General features: G+C 62.5%; 15 protein-coding genes. 1 reads left to right on the forward strand and 14 read right to left on the reverse strand.

Annotated elements, in window-relative coordinates:
- Positions 1–128 precede the first annotated feature (128 nt).
- Positions 129–1,850 (reverse strand): hypothetical protein, encoded by a 1,722-nt coding sequence (locus CORGL_RS06625; RefSeq protein ID WP_013709137.1) that lies wholly within the window; start codon positions 1,848–1,850, stop codon positions 129–131.
- 181 nt (positions 1,851–2,031) lie between these two features.
- On the opposite strand from CORGL_RS06625, the gene CORGL_RS06630 reads away from it, so the two are divergent.
- Complete coding sequence (locus CORGL_RS06630; RefSeq protein ID WP_013709138.1) at positions 2,032–4,227, forward strand: transglycosylase domain-containing protein; 2,196 nt, start codon at positions 2,032–2,034, stop codon at positions 4,225–4,227.
- Positions 4,228–4,296: 69 nt separating this feature from the next.
- Here the strand turns inward: CORGL_RS06630 and CORGL_RS06635 are convergent, their stop codons facing one another.
- From CORGL_RS06635 to infA, 13 genes are all read right to left on the reverse strand, one after another.
- On the reverse strand, positions 4,297–4,731 hold the full coding sequence (locus CORGL_RS06635) for an arginine repressor (RefSeq protein ID WP_041739416.1): 435 nt from the start codon (positions 4,729–4,731) through the stop codon (positions 4,297–4,299).
- A 239-nt stretch (positions 4,732–4,970) separates the two neighbouring features.
- Positions 4,971–7,493 (reverse strand): phosphoketolase family protein, encoded by a 2,523-nt coding sequence (locus tag CORGL_RS06640; RefSeq protein ID WP_013709140.1) that lies wholly within the window; start codon positions 7,491–7,493, stop codon positions 4,971–4,973.
- A gap of 230 nt (positions 7,494–7,723) precedes the next feature.
- On the reverse strand, positions 7,724–8,764 hold the full coding sequence (locus CORGL_RS06645) for a LacI family DNA-binding transcriptional regulator (protein ID WP_013709141.1): 1,041 nt from the start codon (positions 8,762–8,764) through the stop codon (positions 7,724–7,726).
- Entirely contained in the window at positions 8,727–9,833 is a 1,107-nt protein-coding gene (locus CORGL_RS06650; RefSeq protein ID WP_172633551.1) for a glycosyltransferase, read from the reverse strand. The genes CORGL_RS06645 and CORGL_RS06650 overlap by 38 nt, the downstream gene beginning before the upstream one ends.
- 257 nt (positions 9,834–10,090) lie before the next feature.
- Positions 10,091–10,990, reverse strand: a complete 900-nt coding sequence (gene truA, locus CORGL_RS06655; protein WP_013709143.1) for a tRNA pseudouridine(38-40) synthase TruA — start codon at positions 10,988–10,990, stop codon at positions 10,091–10,093.
- Entirely contained in the window at positions 10,987–13,539 is a 2,553-nt protein-coding gene (locus tag CORGL_RS06660) for an energy-coupling factor transporter ATPase (RefSeq protein WP_013709144.1), read from the reverse strand. Before CORGL_RS06660 ends, truA begins: the two co-directional genes overlap by 4 nt.
- A gap of 93 nt (positions 13,540–13,632) precedes the next feature.
- Positions 13,633–14,238: a 50S ribosomal protein L17 gene (gene rplQ / locus CORGL_RS06665; protein WP_013709145.1), complete on the reverse strand. Its 606-nt coding sequence runs from the start codon at positions 14,236–14,238 to the stop codon at positions 13,633–13,635.
- Positions 14,239–14,266: 28 nt separating this feature from the next.
- The gene (locus CORGL_RS06670; RefSeq protein ID WP_013709146.1) at positions 14,267–15,208 is read right to left on the reverse strand and encodes a DNA-directed RNA polymerase subunit alpha; all 942 of its coding nucleotides are present in this window, start codon (positions 15,206–15,208) and stop codon (positions 14,267–14,269) included.
- Between the two features lie 31 nt (positions 15,209–15,239).
- On the reverse strand, positions 15,240–15,836 hold the full coding sequence (gene rpsD, locus CORGL_RS06675; RefSeq protein ID WP_013709147.1) for a 30S ribosomal protein S4: 597 nt from the start codon (positions 15,834–15,836) through the stop codon (positions 15,240–15,242).
- Between the two features lie 19 nt (positions 15,837–15,855).
- The gene (gene rpsK / locus CORGL_RS06680) at positions 15,856–16,260 is read right to left on the reverse strand and encodes a 30S ribosomal protein S11 (RefSeq protein ID WP_013709148.1); all 405 of its coding nucleotides are present in this window, start codon (positions 16,258–16,260) and stop codon (positions 15,856–15,858) included.
- Between the two features lie 10 nt (positions 16,261–16,270).
- A complete protein-coding gene (rpsM, locus tag CORGL_RS06685) occupies positions 16,271–16,645 on the reverse strand; it encodes a 30S ribosomal protein S13 (protein ID WP_013709149.1) in 375 nt (124 codons plus the stop codon).
- Positions 16,646–16,660: 15 nt separating this feature from the next.
- Positions 16,661–16,774 carry a 50S ribosomal protein L36 gene (gene rpmJ / locus CORGL_RS06690; protein ID WP_012802562.1) on the reverse strand — a complete coding sequence of 38 codons (114 nt, stop codon included), beginning with the start codon at positions 16,772–16,774 and terminating at the stop codon, positions 16,661–16,663.
- Between the two features lie 140 nt (positions 16,775–16,914).
- Positions 16,915–17,133: a translation initiation factor IF-1 gene (gene infA, locus CORGL_RS06695; protein ID WP_041738678.1), complete on the reverse strand. Its 219-nt coding sequence runs from the start codon at positions 17,131–17,133 to the stop codon at positions 16,915–16,917.
- Positions 17,134–17,172: the final 39 nt, after the last annotated feature.

The raw sequence follows: 17,172 nt of genomic DNA on the forward strand, positions 1-17,172 counted from the left end.
CCGCGATGAGCCATCGCTCGGCGAGAAATGTGGATCGCCGCACCGAGGCGCGCGAAGCGCGGAGCAGCTTCGTCCGGGGCATCGCAGACGCGCCGCGGGTGCGGATCGCCCGCGCATCGCAGACGCGATCAGCCGCTCGGCGCCCTCACCCCGATGATGGAGCTCTTGCCGAACCACTCGGAGAGCCGATAGTTGATGTAGTTGTCCATGTTGTCGCGGATATCGCCCATGAACAGGACCTTCGGTCTCACCGTGTAGAAAGCAACCTCGAGCGTCTCGGATTCGCTCGAGCCGATCGCGGCCAGCCTCGCGCGCACCTGCCGATCGTAAGCGCGGGCCCGTCCGCTCCAGAGCGCCTCCGCCGCCGAAAGCGATGTCAGATCCCCCACATGCCGGCTGTCGAGCGCCATCCCGACCAAGCTGCTCGCGGCGAGGAGGGCGACGACCCCGTACCACGCTGCGAACACGCGGGCGCTCTCAAACAGGCCCGGCGCAAAGAGGGAGCCGCAGACCATACCGCGTCGATGCTCTCGGTATCTCACGCACCGACCGACCGTCCATGTGGTGCACACGATGACGAGCAGGACGAACAGATCGTAGCGAATGTTCTGGACCCGGCCCGGGCCGACGTCGCCCATGGAGAAGAAGGTCGGGGCGAAGCTCGCCATGAACACGATCAGCGATGCGCCCCAGGCAGCGCCCGGAAGCCGAAAGGAGAGTCGCGATCCGCGGGCGACCCTCACCATGATCGGAGCGAGCGCGGCGAGAGAGACCACGAGCAGACCGTTCGTCCACATGACGGCGTACTCGAATCCCGCAAGGGCAGATTTCAACAGCGTCGATGGCACTCCCATGCCATCCCGTGGGAACTGCGACGCCTGTCGAAGCGCATTGCCCGGGGCGAACACAGAGATCGAAAAACCGATCGTGAACGCGAGCACGGTGATGAGAATCAGCGCCCGGCGAGGAGTCGCGCGGCAGATCGACCAGACCGCGGCTCCGCACAGGGCGAGCTCGACGATGAGCGCGGTCACGAAGTTGCCGCCGGCGACCACGACAGCCAGAAGCGTCAGCGCGATCCAGCGCGCGACCGCGGCGCGCGGGCTCAGAGCGGAACGGGGGTTTCCGCCTCTCAGCAATCGGATCGCCATCCCGACCATGAGCAACATGAGAGCATGGTAGAACGTGTAGTAGATCGCCGAGTTGTACCACCAGAAGCCCTCCACGGGACTCGGCAGCAGCTGCGTCTGGAGCAGCAGCGCCACCGAGGTGAACGCGATCCAGCAGGGGCGCGAGGCCCCCAGCACGTCTCTCAGCAGAACCGAGGCGGCGTAGCCGGTGCACACCACGAGCGCAACGATCACGAGCACGGCTCCCCAACCGTAGAGATCCTCGCTCACCACACCTGGTTGCAGGCACATGAGCATGATCGCCGAATAGGTGCCCTGCCATGAATCGAAGGTCTCGACGGTCTTTCCGAGCGCGGCGCTAAGGGCTCCCCAGACCCCGCGACCGGCATCGAGGGAGAGATGCACGTCGACCCCATAGTGCCAGTCGTCGGCATAGCTGTGATCGTAGCGCGATATGACAAGCATCGCCGCCAGCGCCAGCGCCAGCGAAGCGGCAAGCGCCAGCGCGACCAGCCGCACCTGGCACTCGGGTGCCAGGTGCGCCCGAAGCCAGCTCGCCAGAGCCTGCCGCGCCGCTCGAGGCGACGTGTGCGACTCGAGGCCGCAGCGGCCCTTTGCCTGCTTGCTATGACATCGTTCATCGGATGCGGCATCTGGTGCGAAACGCTGCCGCACCCATGAGGACGCATCCGAGCCGCCTGTACACTCTTCGAATTCCATCGACGTGTGCGACTCCCCTTTCCGCACCTGACAAGGTATGCAATCGATCTGGAGTTTCTCTACGACCACAATACACGAGCAGGCGGGCGAACGTGTTGCGCTAATGTGTATATATCTTTCGGATGCCGTTTTCTCACCGGCTGCACCGGCAGCCCGGTTACTCGATCTGTAGGAGGTCTACATGGGTCCTCGCGACCGTCACATGCGGCGACGCGCAAAGACGCATGTCGTTCCTATCGTCCTCGCCTCATTCTTCGGCTTCTTGCTGATCTTCGGTCTGGCGTTTGGCATCGGCATGCTCGGAAACGTGAATCGATGGCTGCAGAACCTGCCCGATTACACGAATGCGGATTCCTATCTATCAAGCGAGCCGACCACGGTGCTCGACGCCAAGGGCCGGCAGCTCGCGCGGTTCTTCACGCAGAACCGGAAGAGCATCAAGATGAAGGAATGCTCGAAGTTCGTTCTCAACGGCACCGTCGCCACCGAGGACGAGCGCTTCTATCAGCACGGGGGCATCGACCCCATAGGCATCGCCCGCGCGGCGTGGGTGCAGCTCACAGGTGGCTCCGAAGGTGCCTCGACCATCTCCCAGCAGCTCGTGCGCAACACGATCCTATCTGACGAGCAATTCGACAAGACGATCGAGCGCAAGGTTCGCGAGGCCTATCTCGCGGTCAAGATGGAGGATATCTTCTCAAAAGATGATATCCTGATGATGTATCTGAACACCATCTATTACGGTCACGGAGCCTACGGCATCGAGGCGGCGGCGCAGACCTACTACACGAAGAGCGCCAAGGACCTCACGCTGTCTGAAGCCGCCCTGCTCGTGGGACTGCCCAACTCCCCGGCGACCTTTGATCCGACCACCAACCCCGAACTGGCCACGAAGCGCAGAAACGTCGTTTTGGACCGCATGCTCAAAAACGACTACATCTCTCAAGCCGATCACGACGCCGCCCAGGCTGAGCCGCTGAACCTCCATATCACCGAGAACAAGTCGAACGGCGTCGAGATCGACGCCGCCCCGTACTTTGTGAGCTACATCAAAGACGAGCTGCAGGAAAAGTACTCCTTTGACAAGATCTTCAAGGGCGGTCTCACAATCAAGACCTCGCTCGATCTTGACACGCAGGCTGCCGCCGAAGAAGCCGTGGTGGGGCAGCTCAACAAGGTGAACGTCAAGGATCTGCAGGCAGGCATGACCGCTTTGGATTCCAAGACCGGCTACATCAAGGCGATGGTCGGCGGCAGGGACTACAACGCCGATGAGCGCCATGTCAATCATGCTCTGGCCGGACGGCAGACCGGCTCCTCGTTCAAGGCGTTCACCCTCGCAACCGCTATCAAAAACGGCATGAATCCCAACATCTTGCTCAACTGCAACTCCGGGATCAGGGTGCCCAACGGCACCTCGACCTACACGGTCAGAAACTACGGCAACACGAACTACGGCAGCATCACGCTCAGACGCGCCACCGAGGTTTCCTCCAACGCCGGCTATGTCCAGGCGGAGCTGGCGCTCGGCAACTCGGCGATCGTGGACTACTGCTCGAAAGTCGGCATCGATATCTCCAATACGAACAAAAACGCTCCTGCGATGACACTTGGCGTGGAATCGCTTTCGACCCTGCAGATGGCCGGTGCCTACACCGTGTTCCCAACAGGGGGCTACTATCGCGAACCCACCGCTGTCGTCGAGATCGACGGACGCGACGGCAACGTTTTGTACAAGCACACCGATGATCCCAAGAAGGTGCTCGATACCGGGGTGTGCCAAGTCGTGACCGATATTCTCAAGGGAGTCATCACAAGCGGGACCGGAGCGAGCGCGCGTCTTTCGGTGGACCAGCCGTTCTCGGGCAAGACCGGCACGACCGACAATGCGGCGGATTTGTACTTCTGCGGCTACACCCCGCAGCTCACCATCGCGGTCTGGAGCGGCTACACAGCAGGCAACACACCTATCAAGATTCGCGGACGCGAAGCCCTCGGCGATGATCTGACCCTACCGATGGCGAGAAACTTCTTGAACAAGGCTCTCAACGGGGTCGAGCGAGAGGAATTCCCGACCGGAACCGCGCCCACCTACAAGAGCAGCTCGGTGTGGGAGATCGACGGCAAAAAGATCGCGCTCGGCGAGTGGCCGAGCCGCAGCGGCGCGAACACCAACCGGCAGCAGAAATCTGACAACGAGCGGGAGAGCTCCTCCGATCAGCAGCCGCAGACGAACCCTGCGAGCCCGGACACCACCCCGAGCCCATCCACTCCGAATCCTCCCAGTCCGAATCCGCCCAGCCCGAATCCGCCCAGCCCGGATCCGACGAGCCCGGACACCAAGGGGCAGGATGATTCCGGTGATGACGATGGCTGATCTCCCAAGACGGGAGTCGCAACTGCTCTGAATGAAGGGGTACGAGCGGCGCGGTGGGTCGCGGATGATCTATCCTCGGTTGCAGAGCTTGGAGATATAGGACTCCAGCCGCTGCGCGCTCTGGCTTCCGTCGGTGATGATGAGAACGGTGTCATCACCGGCGATCGATGCCATGACGAGCGGTATCTCCGCTGCATCGATGGCTGCCGCGATGCCTGCGGCCGTACCGGGCTGCGCTTTGAGGATCACCATGCTGTCGCTGCGCAGGACCCGTGTGAGCAGTTCTGAGACCATGCGCTGCAGATGCAGATCCTCCGCGAGCACGTAGATGCCCTCTGGCAGCTTCCGCAGTCCCAGATCGGCGATATCCCTCGAGGCTGTCGCCTGAGTGCATTCAAATCCGCGCTGTCTGAGCTCCTCGACGAGCATGTGCTGGGTTCGTATATCAAGATCCCGAACGATCTTCCGGATCGCATCTTGGCGCTCATCGCGTTTCTTCTCTATGGATTCCCTCACGTCGCTCCAGCTTTCGACTTGTAGTCCTGCATATACAGGGCCCGGTTCGCTTCTTTTCTGTATAATTATACAGTCCCAGCATAGCGGATGTCGAACGATGAGCTTGGAAACGAAACCGAAACGAAAAGCGTGAAAAGCGAGCCGATCGACCGGATCGATGCGGTGATCGGCTCGCTTGGCGCGACTGGGACAATGGGTGCTTCGAGAATGCCTTTGCGCTACTCGTTCTACTCGTTGTCCCCGACGGTGAGCTGTGCCGCAGACAGTTCCGCAGCGGATCCGGCGGCATCGGGCCATACCCAGTCCGTGAAAGCGGGATGATCGTAGCCCTCGTCGACGGCGAATCGGAACGCCTCCTCGCGAAACGCCTCCCACGAGGCGATCTGCGTCGAGAAGCGCTTCTCGTCCACGAGACGCAGCGCATGCGCGGCGAGCGCCCAGCGATCCATGCGATTGAGACGAAGCATATCAAAGGGCGTGGTAGTGGAGCCCTTCTCCTCATAGCCATGGACGTGGAACGCGTCGTGTCCCGGTCGGTTCCAGATGAGACGCCGAATGGTCCCCGCATAGGCATGAAAAGCGAACAGGACCGGGACGGTGCCGTCACCGAACAGCTCGGTGAAGCGCATATCGGACACAGCCCGATCGTTCTCGTGGGCATTTTGGATCTTGAGCAGATCCACGACGTTGACGAAGCGCACGGAGACTCCGGTCCCGCGCAGCAGATCGGTCGCCGCCAGAGCCTCGAGCGTGGAGACATCACCGCAGCATGCGACCACGACATCCGCCTCAGCTGGCGTTTGAGCCGAAGACGCCCAATCCCATGCGGCGACGCCCTCAGCGAGCTCGGCGCGCGCCTCATCGAGCGACTGGAACGTCGGCGCGGGCTGCTTGCCGCAGAAGATCGCGTTCACGCAGTTGGTCGATGCATAGACGCGCTCAGCGACGGCGAGTGCCATGTTGGCGTCAGCCGGGTAGTACGCGTTGACGACATGGGTCTCGTTGGCCTTGTTGAGCAGCAGATCCACGAAGCCGGGGTCCTGATGCGAGAAACCGTTGTGATCCTGACGCCAGACATGACTGGTCAGCAGGATATTCAGACCCGAGATCGGCTTTCTCCAGTCGATCTCGCGTACGGTCGCCTCAAGCCATTTGCAGTGCTGATTGATCATGGAGTCCACTACGTGGACGAAGCTCTCGTAGCTGCTCCAGATGCCATGGCGACCGGTGAGCACGTAGCCCTCCAAGAACCCCTCGCACTGGTGCTCGGAGAGCTGCTCCACGACCTTGCCGCTCGCGGCGAGCAGCATGTCGTTGTCCTCATCGGCGTAGAAGCCGGCATCCCACTGCTTGCGCGTGACCTCGTAGGCGGCCTGCAAGCGGTTCGAAGCCGTCTCATCCGGACCGAAGATGCGGAAATCGTCCATATTGCGCTTGAGCACGTCGCGCGTGAACACGCCGAAGACGCGCGCGGCCTCGATCATGCCCCATCCGTGTCCCTTCTCGGCGACCGGGACCTCGTAGTCACGGGCGTCGGGCAGACGCAGATCGCGGCGGATCACGCCGCCGTTCGCGTTGGGATTCGCACCGATGCGCAGCTCGCCTTTCGGCATGAAAGAGGTGACCTCGGCTCTGATTGCACCGTCGCTCTCGAACAGCTCGTCGGGAGCGTAGGATCGAAGCCAGCCGCGCAGCACACGGAAGTGCTCGTGGGTGTCCTTGGCGCTCGTGAGCGGAACCTGATGGGCCCGCCAAGAGTCCTCGGTCTTCTGGCCGTCGATGCGCTTGGGGCACGTCCAGCCCTTGGGCGTGCGGAAGATGATCATCGGATAGGTGGGCCGGCTCACGGTCTTGCCGGTCGCGATCCGCGCGGCCGCCTCCTCCTTGATGTCGCAGATCTCAGCGAAGACCTGCTCGATCAGATCAGCGAAGCGCCTGTGGATCGAAAGGTGGTCCTCATCGTCGAAGCCCGCGACGAAGACATGGGGCGCGTAGCCCATGCCACGGAAGAAGGCATCGAGCTCCTCGTCGGAGATGCGCGCCAAGATGGTCGGGTTGGCGATCTTGTAGCCGTTCAGATGCAGGATCGGCAGCACGATGCCATCGGTTGCAGGGTTCACGAGCTTGTTGGATTGCCAGCCGGTGGCCAAAGGCCCCGTCTCCGCTTCGCCATCACCGATGGCGGCCACGCAGAGCAGACTCGGATTGTCCATCACGGCGCCGTAGGCGTGGCTCAGCGTGTAGCCGAGTTCTCCGCCCTCGTGGATGGATCCCGGGGTCTCCGGTGCGAAATGACTCGGGATGCCGCCGGGATAGGAGAAGCGGCGAAAGAAACGCTGAAGACCGGCCTCATCGTCGGTGATCTCCGGATAGCAGCTGCGATAGGTGCCGTCCAGCAGCGATTGAGCCGTTCCGGCGGGTCCGCCGTGGCCCGGGCCCATGAGAAAGATCGCGTTTTGTCCGTGGTCGGCGATCAGGCGGTTCACATGCCCCATCAAGAAGTTGATGCCAGGCGTGGTGCCCCAGTGCCCCACGAGGCGGTGCTTGACGTCCTCCCGGCCGAAATCGCGGGTCTCGCCCGTCTTCTCATCGACGAAATCTGAACGCATGAGCGGGTTGCTGCGCAGGTAGATCTGGCCGACGGACAGATAGTTCGCGCAGCGCCAGTATCTGTCGATCCCCTCGAGCTCATCGTCCGGGACGATATCCGGGAGCTTCTTCCATGGTGTGCCGATCACAGGCTGAGACATGTGCTTCCTTCCCTTGTGCCGTCCCTGCGGCAGATCATGCTGCCCACAGGGTTGTCTGATGAGGCGATTATAGTGGGTAAAACGTTTTCCCTCGATCGAGGAGCCATCAGATGCGTACGAAGCCACACAGATAGCTCAAATCTCGCCTATGGCGAGCTGCTCGAGGGGGTGAGATGCGCCGGAGATACAGAGCGCGGGCATGCGCGAGCTCTTCGCACACTTGACGGTATCTAGCTGCGCGGGCGCTCGATCACTCGGACGCTTTCCTTCTCCACGAGACGCGGAGGCAGGACCCGCTCGACCGCGGGTGTCGGCTCGCTGAGCGCTGCCGATTCGGCGATACGGCTGAACAGCAGCTCCAGAGCATGCTCGGATAGCTCGTCGACGGATTGCTCTATCGAGGTCAGCGCCGGTTCGAACAGCGCATCGGCCGCGCTGTTATCGTAGCTCACGAGCGAAATGTCTCGCGGACAGCGGCGGCCGCACTCATGCAGGCGCTTGAGCAGTCCGAGCGCGATGTTATCCGAGCTGGCGAACACTCCGGTCGCATCGGTTCCGATGAGGTCGGCCGAAGCCCGGTAGGCATCGGCGATGTAGTAGTCGCTCTCGAGCACGCGGCTGGGATCGACCTCGACGCCAAACTCCGCCATCGCTCGCGCGTAGCCGGCAAGACGTGCGCGGCCGGTGTTGGAATGCGTGTTCACCAGACACGCTATGCGACGGTGACCGCGCGCGAGCAGATAGCTCGTCGCGAGATAGCCGCCCAGTTCGCTGTTGAAACGAACCTTGTCGCAGCGCAGACCCTCTATGGTGCGATCTATCATCACGAAGGGAACCGGACAGATCGAGAGATCCTCGATGAGACGCTCGTTGGGCGACATCTCATCGGACAGCACGAGCAGCAGCCCATCGACTCCTCGATTGAGCAGCAGTCGCACCAGCTCGGAGTCATTCGAGGAGGCATCATCCGCATTCATGATGAACAGCGCGTACCCGCGACGCCGACAGCGGATCTCGAGGTTCTTGGCAAGCGAGGAGAAGAATCGACTCTCGATGTTCGGCACGATCAATCCGAGCGTGTTCGAGTGCTGGGTCACAAGGCTGCGGGCGATCTGATTGGGAATGTAGTGCTTCTTGCGCGCGACCGCGCGAATGCGCTCGCGATTGATCTGAGAGACCTTGTTCGGGCGGTTGTTGAGCACCAGCGACACCGAGGTGGGTGACAGGCCGACCTCACGCGCGATCTCCTTCAAGGTAACTTTTGCAGCCATCCGGGCTCCCTTCCCCTATCGCGCACAACGCCGACTCCCAGGCGACGTTGGCGTCTCTCAGCACCGGTGCGAGCGGAAGTCGGGAGGACCGCATGAAACTGACGAGACGTACGCCCATGCAGCAGGCGGAGACGTTGCTCCGCGCAAGCGGGACGTACATGAAGCCGAAGTCGCGGTTGCGATCATGCAGCGCCAGAATGCTCTCACGCGTGGCCCGCTCCTCGAGCATATAGCGGATGCGAGCGTTTCTCTCAGGCGCGCAGAGCCGAGCTCCGCTTGCGCACGTCTGCTCGATGCAGGCGATGATACCGCTCAGGTAACGCCGGTGCACCGCTGTCATGAATTCACGGTTGTCCAGCATCTCCCACTTGCCTGCGAGGCCGAGCAGCAGCTCATGATCACGCAGGCAACGCGGATACCTCGACGCAGCGGACCCCTGAGGGGGGCGAGCGTGAAGCGTCAGATGATAGCAGGAGCCCGAGGCGAAGCCGACGCGCTCGAGAGATTCGACATAGGCGACCATGAAATCGAGATCGCCCGAGAGCTCGGCGAGGCTCAATCCAAGCTCTTCGACCCGATCACGGCGCAAGAGCTTGCCTCTCACGCTGTCGAAGACGCCCGACTCGATCATTGCGCTCATGCGCCGATGGAACTCACCGGCGGACTTCGAAGCGGGAGCGTCGACGCGCCGCTTGATCGAGGTGCGCTCGCCGCTCGTCCGAATGATGTCGACGGAGAGCTCCGGAACGCACAGTTCGAGATCCGATGTCTCCGCGAGCATGCGCAGCCGTGTGAGCCCATGTGAAGCGAACCAGTCATCCTGGCCCATGACCATGCAATATGTACCGCGCGCGATCTTCAGTCCGCGATCCAGACCCGATGCCGGATCGGGGACATCGATGCGGATGGCATCGATGCGGATGTCGCGCTCAGCCATGCGCGCGGCGAGCGCGGCCGTGCCATCGTTGGAGGCGCAATCCACGATGACGACCTGGACGGCGACAGCATCAGCTGCGAGCACGCTTTCTACGGCGCGACACAGGTGAACCCGTGCATCGTGAACCGCCATGATGACCGATACGCTCGGTCGCTTTGATGCGCGATGAGCCAAGCTCTCAGCCTCCATACCTGTTGGAAAACTGCTGTGCCCATGGTAGCACCGCGTGAGACGCGCATGAACCGTGCTCGTCGCTGCACGCCAAGTACAGATCCTCATCACCAGTTTGACATGCGCTCAGACCGCCGGCTCTCTGACGAGGTCGCGACCAAAAGCGGAATCGCGGCGGGGACGCACTCGCGCCCGGGGCGTCGCGTGAGCGAGCGTCCTCACAGCCAGCCTTCAAGCTCTCCTGAGTCGTAGCTCACATCCATGAAGCACAGGCCGCACGCCGGAGCGGTGGGACCCGCCGCGGCGCGGTCGCGGGCGGCGAGCGCGTCCGCCAGCCAAGCCGGATCGCGTCGATGGGTACCCACCTCCGCGAGGCTGCCGACGATCGTGCGAACCATCGAGTGAAGAAACGCGTTGCCGCGGATCGTGAAGGCGAGCACGTTCTCGCCCAGCTCGCTCTCATGAGCGAAGTCGACATCGAGCACGCGCCGGGAGGTCGGTCTGCCCGCCGCCGACGACGCTCGGCAGAAGCTCTTGAAGTCATGCTCGCCGACAAGACAGGTCGCCGCATCCCTCATGGCCCCTTCATCGAGTTCAAGACGATGCCACCAGACATAGGGACGGATGAGCGCGGGCCGAACGGAGCCCGCCGCGATGCGATAGGTGTAGGTCCGGTCGCGCGCGTCGAATCGAGCCGAGAAGCCCCGACGCGCACGGAACACGCCAGCGACTGAGATATCAGGCGGAAGCAGCGCGTCCATGGCGCGCAGCCAGCGCGCGCGCGGGATCTCGCACTCCGCCGGAAGAACCGCCACGCTCACGTGCTGCCCGATCGCATGAACACCGGCGTCGGTGCGGCCGGCGCAGATCAGCTCGATCGGTCTGCGGAGAAAGGTCTCCATCGCCTGGCGAACCTCACCGGCCACGGTGCATCTGTCGGGCTGCTCGGCGAATCCACTGTAGCGCGTGCCGTCGTAGCCGAGCTTCAGCACGAGCGTCGCCGAGAAGCGCTCCGCGGCCGCGCCGCATCCCGACGCGGTCTCGAGGTCCGTCGTCGGGCAACCCCGGCCGGGGGCCCGTCTCATCTCATCCACGATCAATCCCGTTGCCTTTCTCATAAGAAGAACCTCGCCGCGACGAGCAGCGCGATCAAACCCGAGCCCAGCCCCAGCGCGATCGCATCGCGCCTGCCAAGCGAGCGCGGCGCGGGCATGGCGCGTGCCGCATCAGCATAGCATCGCGCGTCCACGGATTCGGCAAGGCGATCGGAACGCCGGAGAAGCCCCACCATGAGCGGGGTGAGCACGGATATCCAAGCACGAGCCCGGATGCCGAGGACGCCCTCCTCGAAACGAGCGCCGCGAGAGAGCTGAGCGCGCCTGATCCTGGTGAGCTCATCGCCGACGATCGGTATGCAGCGCAAGGCGATCGAAAGCGAGAGCGCGAGCGCGGCAACGGGTGCGCCCGCACGCGCCAGAGGACGGGCCAGACGAGCTGCGGCGGCCGCGATACGAGTCGGCGTGGTGCTCTGCGCCACCGCAAAGGAGAATCCCGCGATGACAACGAGGCGAGCGGCGCAGACAAGGGCGCGAACCCCTCCGGTGCGCGAGAGACCGATAAAGCCGATGACGCGGATGTCGGCGGATCCGTCGCATGATACCAGGTTCGCGCATGCGATCAGAACGAGCAGCGCGAGGGTGGGTCTGATCGCGGCGATCGCCCCTCGAGCGCTCACGTCGGCACATCTGAGGATGCAGGCGAGCATGGCACACCAGACAGCGAGCATCCATGGAGCGTCCGCGAAAAATACCGCTGCGCTCGCAGCGAGCAGCAAGATGATCTTGACCCGCTCGTCCACGGATGCCAGCGCAGAGCGCCTCGGGCGCGACGGTGGGCTCATCGGGAGCACGCGCGCATCGGATGAGCTCTCAGAGGAGCTCGCACCCGATGGGTCGACCGCGTCGATCGGGACGGCGAGAGCTGCGAGGAGCGCATCTCGAAGAACCCAGGACTCAGGTGCCGCCAAGCCGGCGCGCGCGAACAGGGAGGGCTCCCCGGCAAGTCGTTGCGGCGAACCGTGCCAGCGGAGCTCACCGTGTTCGAGCAGGGCTACGCGATCCACTCGGACGAGCCATTCTTCCAGATCATGGCTGATGACCATGATCGCCATGCCCTCATTTGCGAGCGCGCGAACGAGGCGATGAAGCTGATCGCGTGCGCGGGCATCAAGACCGCAGGAGGGCTCATCGAGTACGATCGCCGCCGGATGAAGCGACAGGACCGAGGCGATCCCCACTTTTCGCGCCTGTCCGCCGGACAAGGAGAACGGATCGCGTGGGAGAAGCCCGGAATCAAGGCCCATGCGCGCAGCGGCCTCATGCACCCGATCGGTGAGATCGCAGCGCGAGACGCCCCGGTTCATCGGTGCAAAGGCCAACTCCGCCTCCACGCTGTCACAGAAGAGCTGCTGCTCGGGTGCCTGCAAGACATATCCCACGTCGCCGGGGCGAGGATAACGGACGCCAAGGCGTATCTCGCCGGCATGCGGGGTCGCGAGGCCGGCGGCGAGCGCTGCGAGGGTGGACTTGCCCGATCCCGAGCGACCGGCAAGAAGCAGAACCTCGCCCCGGGAAACACTTACGTTCACATGGCTCAGCGCTTCTGTTCGCCCGTAGGCGTAGCTGACGTCTGCGAGCGAGATCAGCGCTTCGCCGCTTCGCTGTCGAATACCGCGCGCTCCGACGACACGCGCTCCCTGCGCGGGCGCAGGTCGGTCTCCACCATCGAGCGGATGCGCCGTCGCAGCGAGGATCCGCTCGATCCCACAACGATCAACCGACCCGTTCGCGCGCGCCCGCTGCAGCCACCCGAGCAGATCGGTCGGCTCAGATCCGCACTCAAGCGGATACCCGAGCTCGATAGCGACGCGAAGCGCGTCGATATAGCCGCTGAACGAAAACGTCTGATCCCACTGTCTCGCGGAACCGATGAGCAATTCGATGGTCGGGCCCTGCCACGCGAGACGCCCTCTCTCCATCAGCAGCACGCGGTCGCAAGCGACGGCCTCGAGCGGGTCATGCGTGATCTGCACGACTCCGATGTCGCGCTCGCGGGCGAGCCTTCGAAACAGCGCGCGTGCCGTCGCGCGCGCGACGACGTCCAGATTCGAGGTCACCTCGTCGAGGACGACATAGCGCGGCTCCATCGCGAGCACGCCCGCCAGCGCGACCCGCTGCTGCTCGCCGCCGGACAGCGTGCGAACGTCGCGTCCCATGAGGTCGATGAGACCGACATCGCGCAGGGCGCGCTCGACGCGATGCTCGATATCAGCCTCGGCGAGACCCAGGTTGCGCGGCCCGAACGCAACCTCCTCCTCCACGATCGAGGCGACCATCTGATCGGCGGCGCTCTGTCGAACGAACCCGACGCGTCGCCGCGCCTCGCGCCGTTGCGAGTCGATGCGCGCATCGAGCCCGTCGATGCGAACCTCCCCGTCATCGGCCAGCCTCATGGCGCACATGAGCGCGGCGAGCGTGGACTTGCCCGAGCCATTCGGACCGGCGAGACAGACCAGCTCGCCGGGCGAGATGGTACACGTCGTTCCCGTCAGCGCGGGGCGGCCGGCGAGCGCGTCGTAGCGAAGACGCGCGTTTGCAACTTCGATCATTTCATCCACCGTCTCAAGATCCGCGCGGATCGCATCAAAAAAGGGGTGCGCATGCGCACCCCTTTCGCATTCCGATCACGCGAGATCGCCGATCTACTCAGAAGCCCCCTCGGCTGAGGCATCCGAGGCGTTCTCGGTGTCCTCGACCTCGTTCGACTCCGTCGCGACCTCAGCGGAGGCATCAGCGTCTACGGTAGTGGTGACATCGTCTGCCGTCTGCTCTGCATCAGCGCGATCGTCTGAGGTGTCATCATCTGCGACCGCCGCCTTCCGGACCTTCTTGGGGGCGTCGGCGCGCTTGGGAGCCGCCGCGACGGTCGCGGTCTTCTTCTTGACGGCCTCGGAGACGATCTCGATGATGACGACCGGAGCGTTGTCTCCCTTGCGTGTTCCGAGCTTCATGATACGGGTGTAACCGCCGTTGCGATCGACCCACATGCCCTGTGCGGCCTTATCAAAGATCTCGGCGACGAGGTTCTTGTCGCCGAGCTTGGAGATCGCAAGACGACGAGAATGCAGGTCGCCCTTTTTCGCCCACGTGATGATGGGCTCGACATAGCCGCGAAGCGCCTTGGCGCGCGCCTCCGTCGTCTTGATGCGATCATTTTCAAACAGCGCCTTGGCAAGGCTCTTCTTCATGGCCCGGGTATGGCTCGCATCGGTACCGAGCTTCAGGCCCTTCTTCTTGTTGTGACGCATGGTCTCGATTCTCCTTCGTATGCAAGCGCTAGGCCTTGAGGCCCAACCCCATGGACTCCAGCTTGTCTTTGACTTCCTCGATCGACTTCACGCCGAAATTGCGAATGTTCAGCAGATCATTCTCGGAGAACTCGACAAGCTGACGAACCGAGTGGATGCTGGCGCGCTTCAAACAGTTATAGGAACGGACGGACAGGTCCAGATCCTCGATCTGCTTGTCAAGCTCGGCGTTGTCACTCGTGACCTCGGGGGCGAAGATGGAAACCTCTTCCTCGACCTCGGGAACCTCGGCAAGGTTCATAAACGAGGCCATGTGCTGGTTGATGATGTTCGCAGCTGAGACGACGGCATCGCGCGGTGAGAGCGCCCCGTTCGTCTCGATCTCGAGCACGAGCCGGTCGTAGTCGGTGTGCTGGCCGACGCGCGTGGCCTCGACGAGCTTGGCGCACCGGCGCACCGGTGAGTACAGCGAATCGACATGGATGATGCCGATGGGATCGTTGTCGTGCTTGTTCGCCTCGTAGGAGATGTAGCCCCGACCGTAACCGATCCGCATGCTCATCGTGAGATGACCGCCCTCGGTAAGCGTCGCGATATGCTGATCCGGGTTGACCAATTCGAAATCGGACGGGACGAAGAAGTCCGCGCCGGTGACCTCACCGGGGCCGTCGACCGAAATCGTCGCCGTGGCCTCGTCGGTCGTCCCCAGAGATCTGAAAACAAGACCCTTCACGTTCAAGACGATGTCGGTCACGTCCTCGACCATGTTCGGTATGGTCATGAACTCATGCTGCGCGCCATCGATCTGGATAGCCTCGACTGCGGCTCCCTCGAGCGAGGAGAGCAGAACGCGCCTGAGCGAGTTGCCCAACGTGTCGCCGTAGCCCCGCTCGAGCGGCTCGACGGAGACCCGCGCGGAAACCTCGTCGATCTCTTCGACCTGAACTTGAGGCCTTATAAATTCTGACATGTATTACCTCCAGCCTCAGCAGCCTTGCGGGCTACTTAGAGTAGTGCTCGATGATGAGCTGCTCTTTGATATCGGTGCTGATCTGCTCGCGGCTCGGAAGTGAGAGCACGCTGCCAGACAGCTTCTCGATATCGACCTCGAGCCAGCCGGGAACCTCGAAGCGCTCGGAGGAAATCAGTGCCTCCTTGATGGGGAGCAGATCGCGGAACTTCGCTCCGACCGCGATGACATCTCCCTCTTTGACCAAGTACGAGGGAATATCGACACGGTGCCCATTGACTGTGAAGTGCCCGTGGCGAACGGTCTGTCGGGCCTCTTTGCGAGTTCGCGCGAAGCCGAGACGAAACACCACGTTGTCCAAGCGAGTCTCCAGAAGCGTCATGAGATTCTCGCCGGTGATGCCGGTCATCTTGAGCGCGCGAAAATAGTACCGGCGAAACTGCTTCTCAAGTACACCGTAGATGAATTTCGCCTTCTGCTTCTCGCGCAGCTGCGTTCCGTACTCGGACTCCTTGCGTCGCCGCTTGGGCTGACGGATGGATTCCTTTTTGCTGCTGTAGCCCAGCTCCACGGGATCGATCCCAAGCTGGCGGCAGCGCTTGAGAACCGGGGTTCTATCGATTGCCATAGTTTCTCGATCCTTTCAGTTACACGCGGCGGCGCTTCTTGGGGCGGCAGCCGTTGTGCGGAATGGGCGTTTTATCCTGAATGCTGGCGATCTCGAGACCGGCGGCCTGCAGGGAGCGAATCGCGGTCTCGCGCCCGGAACCCGGACCCTTCACGAACACGGCGACCTTGTGCATGCCGTGCTCCATGGCAGCCTTTGCACATGCCTCGGCGGCCATCTGGGCCGCGAACGGGGTCGACTTGCGCGAGCCCTTGAAGCCCACGGTACCCGACGAGCGCCATGTGATGACATTGCCCTGGGGGTCGGTGATCGAGATGATCGTGTTATTGAAGGTGGAGCGGATATGGGCCTGCCCCACGGCGATGTTCTTGCGCTCGGCGCGCTTCACGCGCGTCGGACGAACATTCTTCTTTGCTGTAGCCATCTAGCGCTCCTTATTTCTTCTTCTTGGCACCGATTTGACGCTTCGGGCCCTTGCGGGTGCGAGCATTCGTGTGGGTGCGCTGCCCGCGGACCGGAAGGCCCCGGCGGTGGCGCAGACCCCGGTAGGCACCGATGTCCATAAGGCGCTTGACATTCTGGTTCTGATCACGGCGCAGATCGCCCTCAACCATGATCCGATTCTTGTCGATGTAATCGCGAATCGCGTTGACCTCGTCTTCCGTGAGATCGCGAACCCGCGTATCGGGGTTGATGTTGCACGTGACGCAGATCTTCGTCGCCGTGGTGCGGCCGATTCCGTAGATGTAGGTCAGACCGATCTCCACGCGCTTCTCACGTGGCAGGTCGACACCATTGATACGGGCCAACGTCTGTCTCCTCTCTTAACCTTGGCGCTGCTTGTGACGGGGGTTCTCGCAGATCACGAAAACCTTGCCGTGACGCCGGATGATCTTGCACTTATCGCACATCTTCTTGACCGAAGGACGTACCTTCATCGTTCTTCCTTTCGGTGGCGTTCAACCTGAAACCAACTGCTATCTGCTCGCCCAGCCGCAGGCGTGGATCACATGCTCACTTTTTGAGACGAGCCGTAACGCCGGCTCGCCTCGCGTTCGACCCCACACGGGGGTATCGATCATTTATAACGATAGGTGATGCGCCCGCGCGTCAGATCATAGGGAGAAAGCTCGACGACGACCTTGTCACCAGGCAGAATCCGAATGTAGTTCATCCGAATCTTGCCCGAGATAGAGCAGAGCACCGTATGACCGTTCTCGAGCTCGACGCGAAACATGGCATTTGGCAGCGGCTCGGTAACCGTGCCCTCGAGTTCGATAGCGTCTTCCTTCTTCACAAGCACATCTTTCTCTAGAAAACGACAGCGACGATAAAT

Origin of the sequence: Coriobacterium glomerans PW2 (assembly GCF_000195315.1) — a bacterium.
In the GTDB taxonomy this organism is placed as follows: Bacteria; Actinomycetota; Coriobacteriia; order Coriobacteriales; family Coriobacteriaceae; genus Coriobacterium; species Coriobacterium glomerans.

What these genes read in the sequence shown, in the direction of transcription:
- CORGL_RS06650 (WP_172633551.1), bottom strand. Translation starts at nt 9,833, where the DNA reads ATGGCGGTTCACGATGCACGGGTTCACCTGTGTCGCGCCGTAGAAAGC.
- CORGL_RS06660 (WP_013709144.1), bottom strand. Translation starts at nt 13,539, where the DNA reads ATGATCGAAGTTGCAAACGCGCGTCTTCGCTACGACGCGCTCGCCGGC.
- rplQ (WP_013709145.1), bottom strand. Translation starts at nt 14,238, where the DNA reads ATGCGTCACAACAAGAAGAAGGGCCTGAAGCTCGGTACCGATGCGAGC.
- truA (WP_013709143.1), bottom strand. Translation starts at nt 10,990, where the DNA reads ATGAGAAAGGCAACGGGATTGATCGTGGATGAGATGAGACGGGCCCCC.
- CORGL_RS06640 (WP_013709140.1), bottom strand. Translation starts at nt 7,493, where the DNA reads ATGTCTCAGCCTGTGATCGGCACACCATGGAAGAAGCTCCCGGATATC.
- rpsK (WP_013709148.1), bottom strand. Translation starts at nt 16,260, where the DNA reads ATGGCTACAGCAAAGAAGAATGTTCGTCCGACGCGCGTGAAGCGCGCC.
- rpsD (WP_013709147.1), bottom strand. Translation starts at nt 15,836, where the DNA reads ATGGCAATCGATAGAACCCCGGTTCTCAAGCGCTGCCGCCAGCTTGGG.
- rpmJ (WP_012802562.1), bottom strand. Translation starts at nt 16,774, where the DNA reads ATGAAGGTACGTCCTTCGGTCAAGAAGATGTGCGATAAGTGCAAGATC.
- CORGL_RS06645 (WP_013709141.1), bottom strand. Translation starts at nt 8,764, where the DNA reads ATGGCTGCAAAAGTTACCTTGAAGGAGATCGCGCGTGAGGTCGGCCTG.
- CORGL_RS06670 (WP_013709146.1), bottom strand. Translation starts at nt 15,208, where the DNA reads ATGTCAGAATTTATAAGGCCTCAAGTTCAGGTCGAAGAGATCGACGAG.
- CORGL_RS06630 (WP_013709138.1), top strand. Translation starts at nt 2,032, where the DNA reads ATGGGTCCTCGCGACCGTCACATGCGGCGACGCGCAAAGACGCATGTC.
- CORGL_RS06625 (WP_013709137.1), bottom strand. Translation starts at nt 1,850, where the DNA reads ATGGAATTCGAAGAGTGTACAGGCGGCTCGGATGCGTCCTCATGGGTG.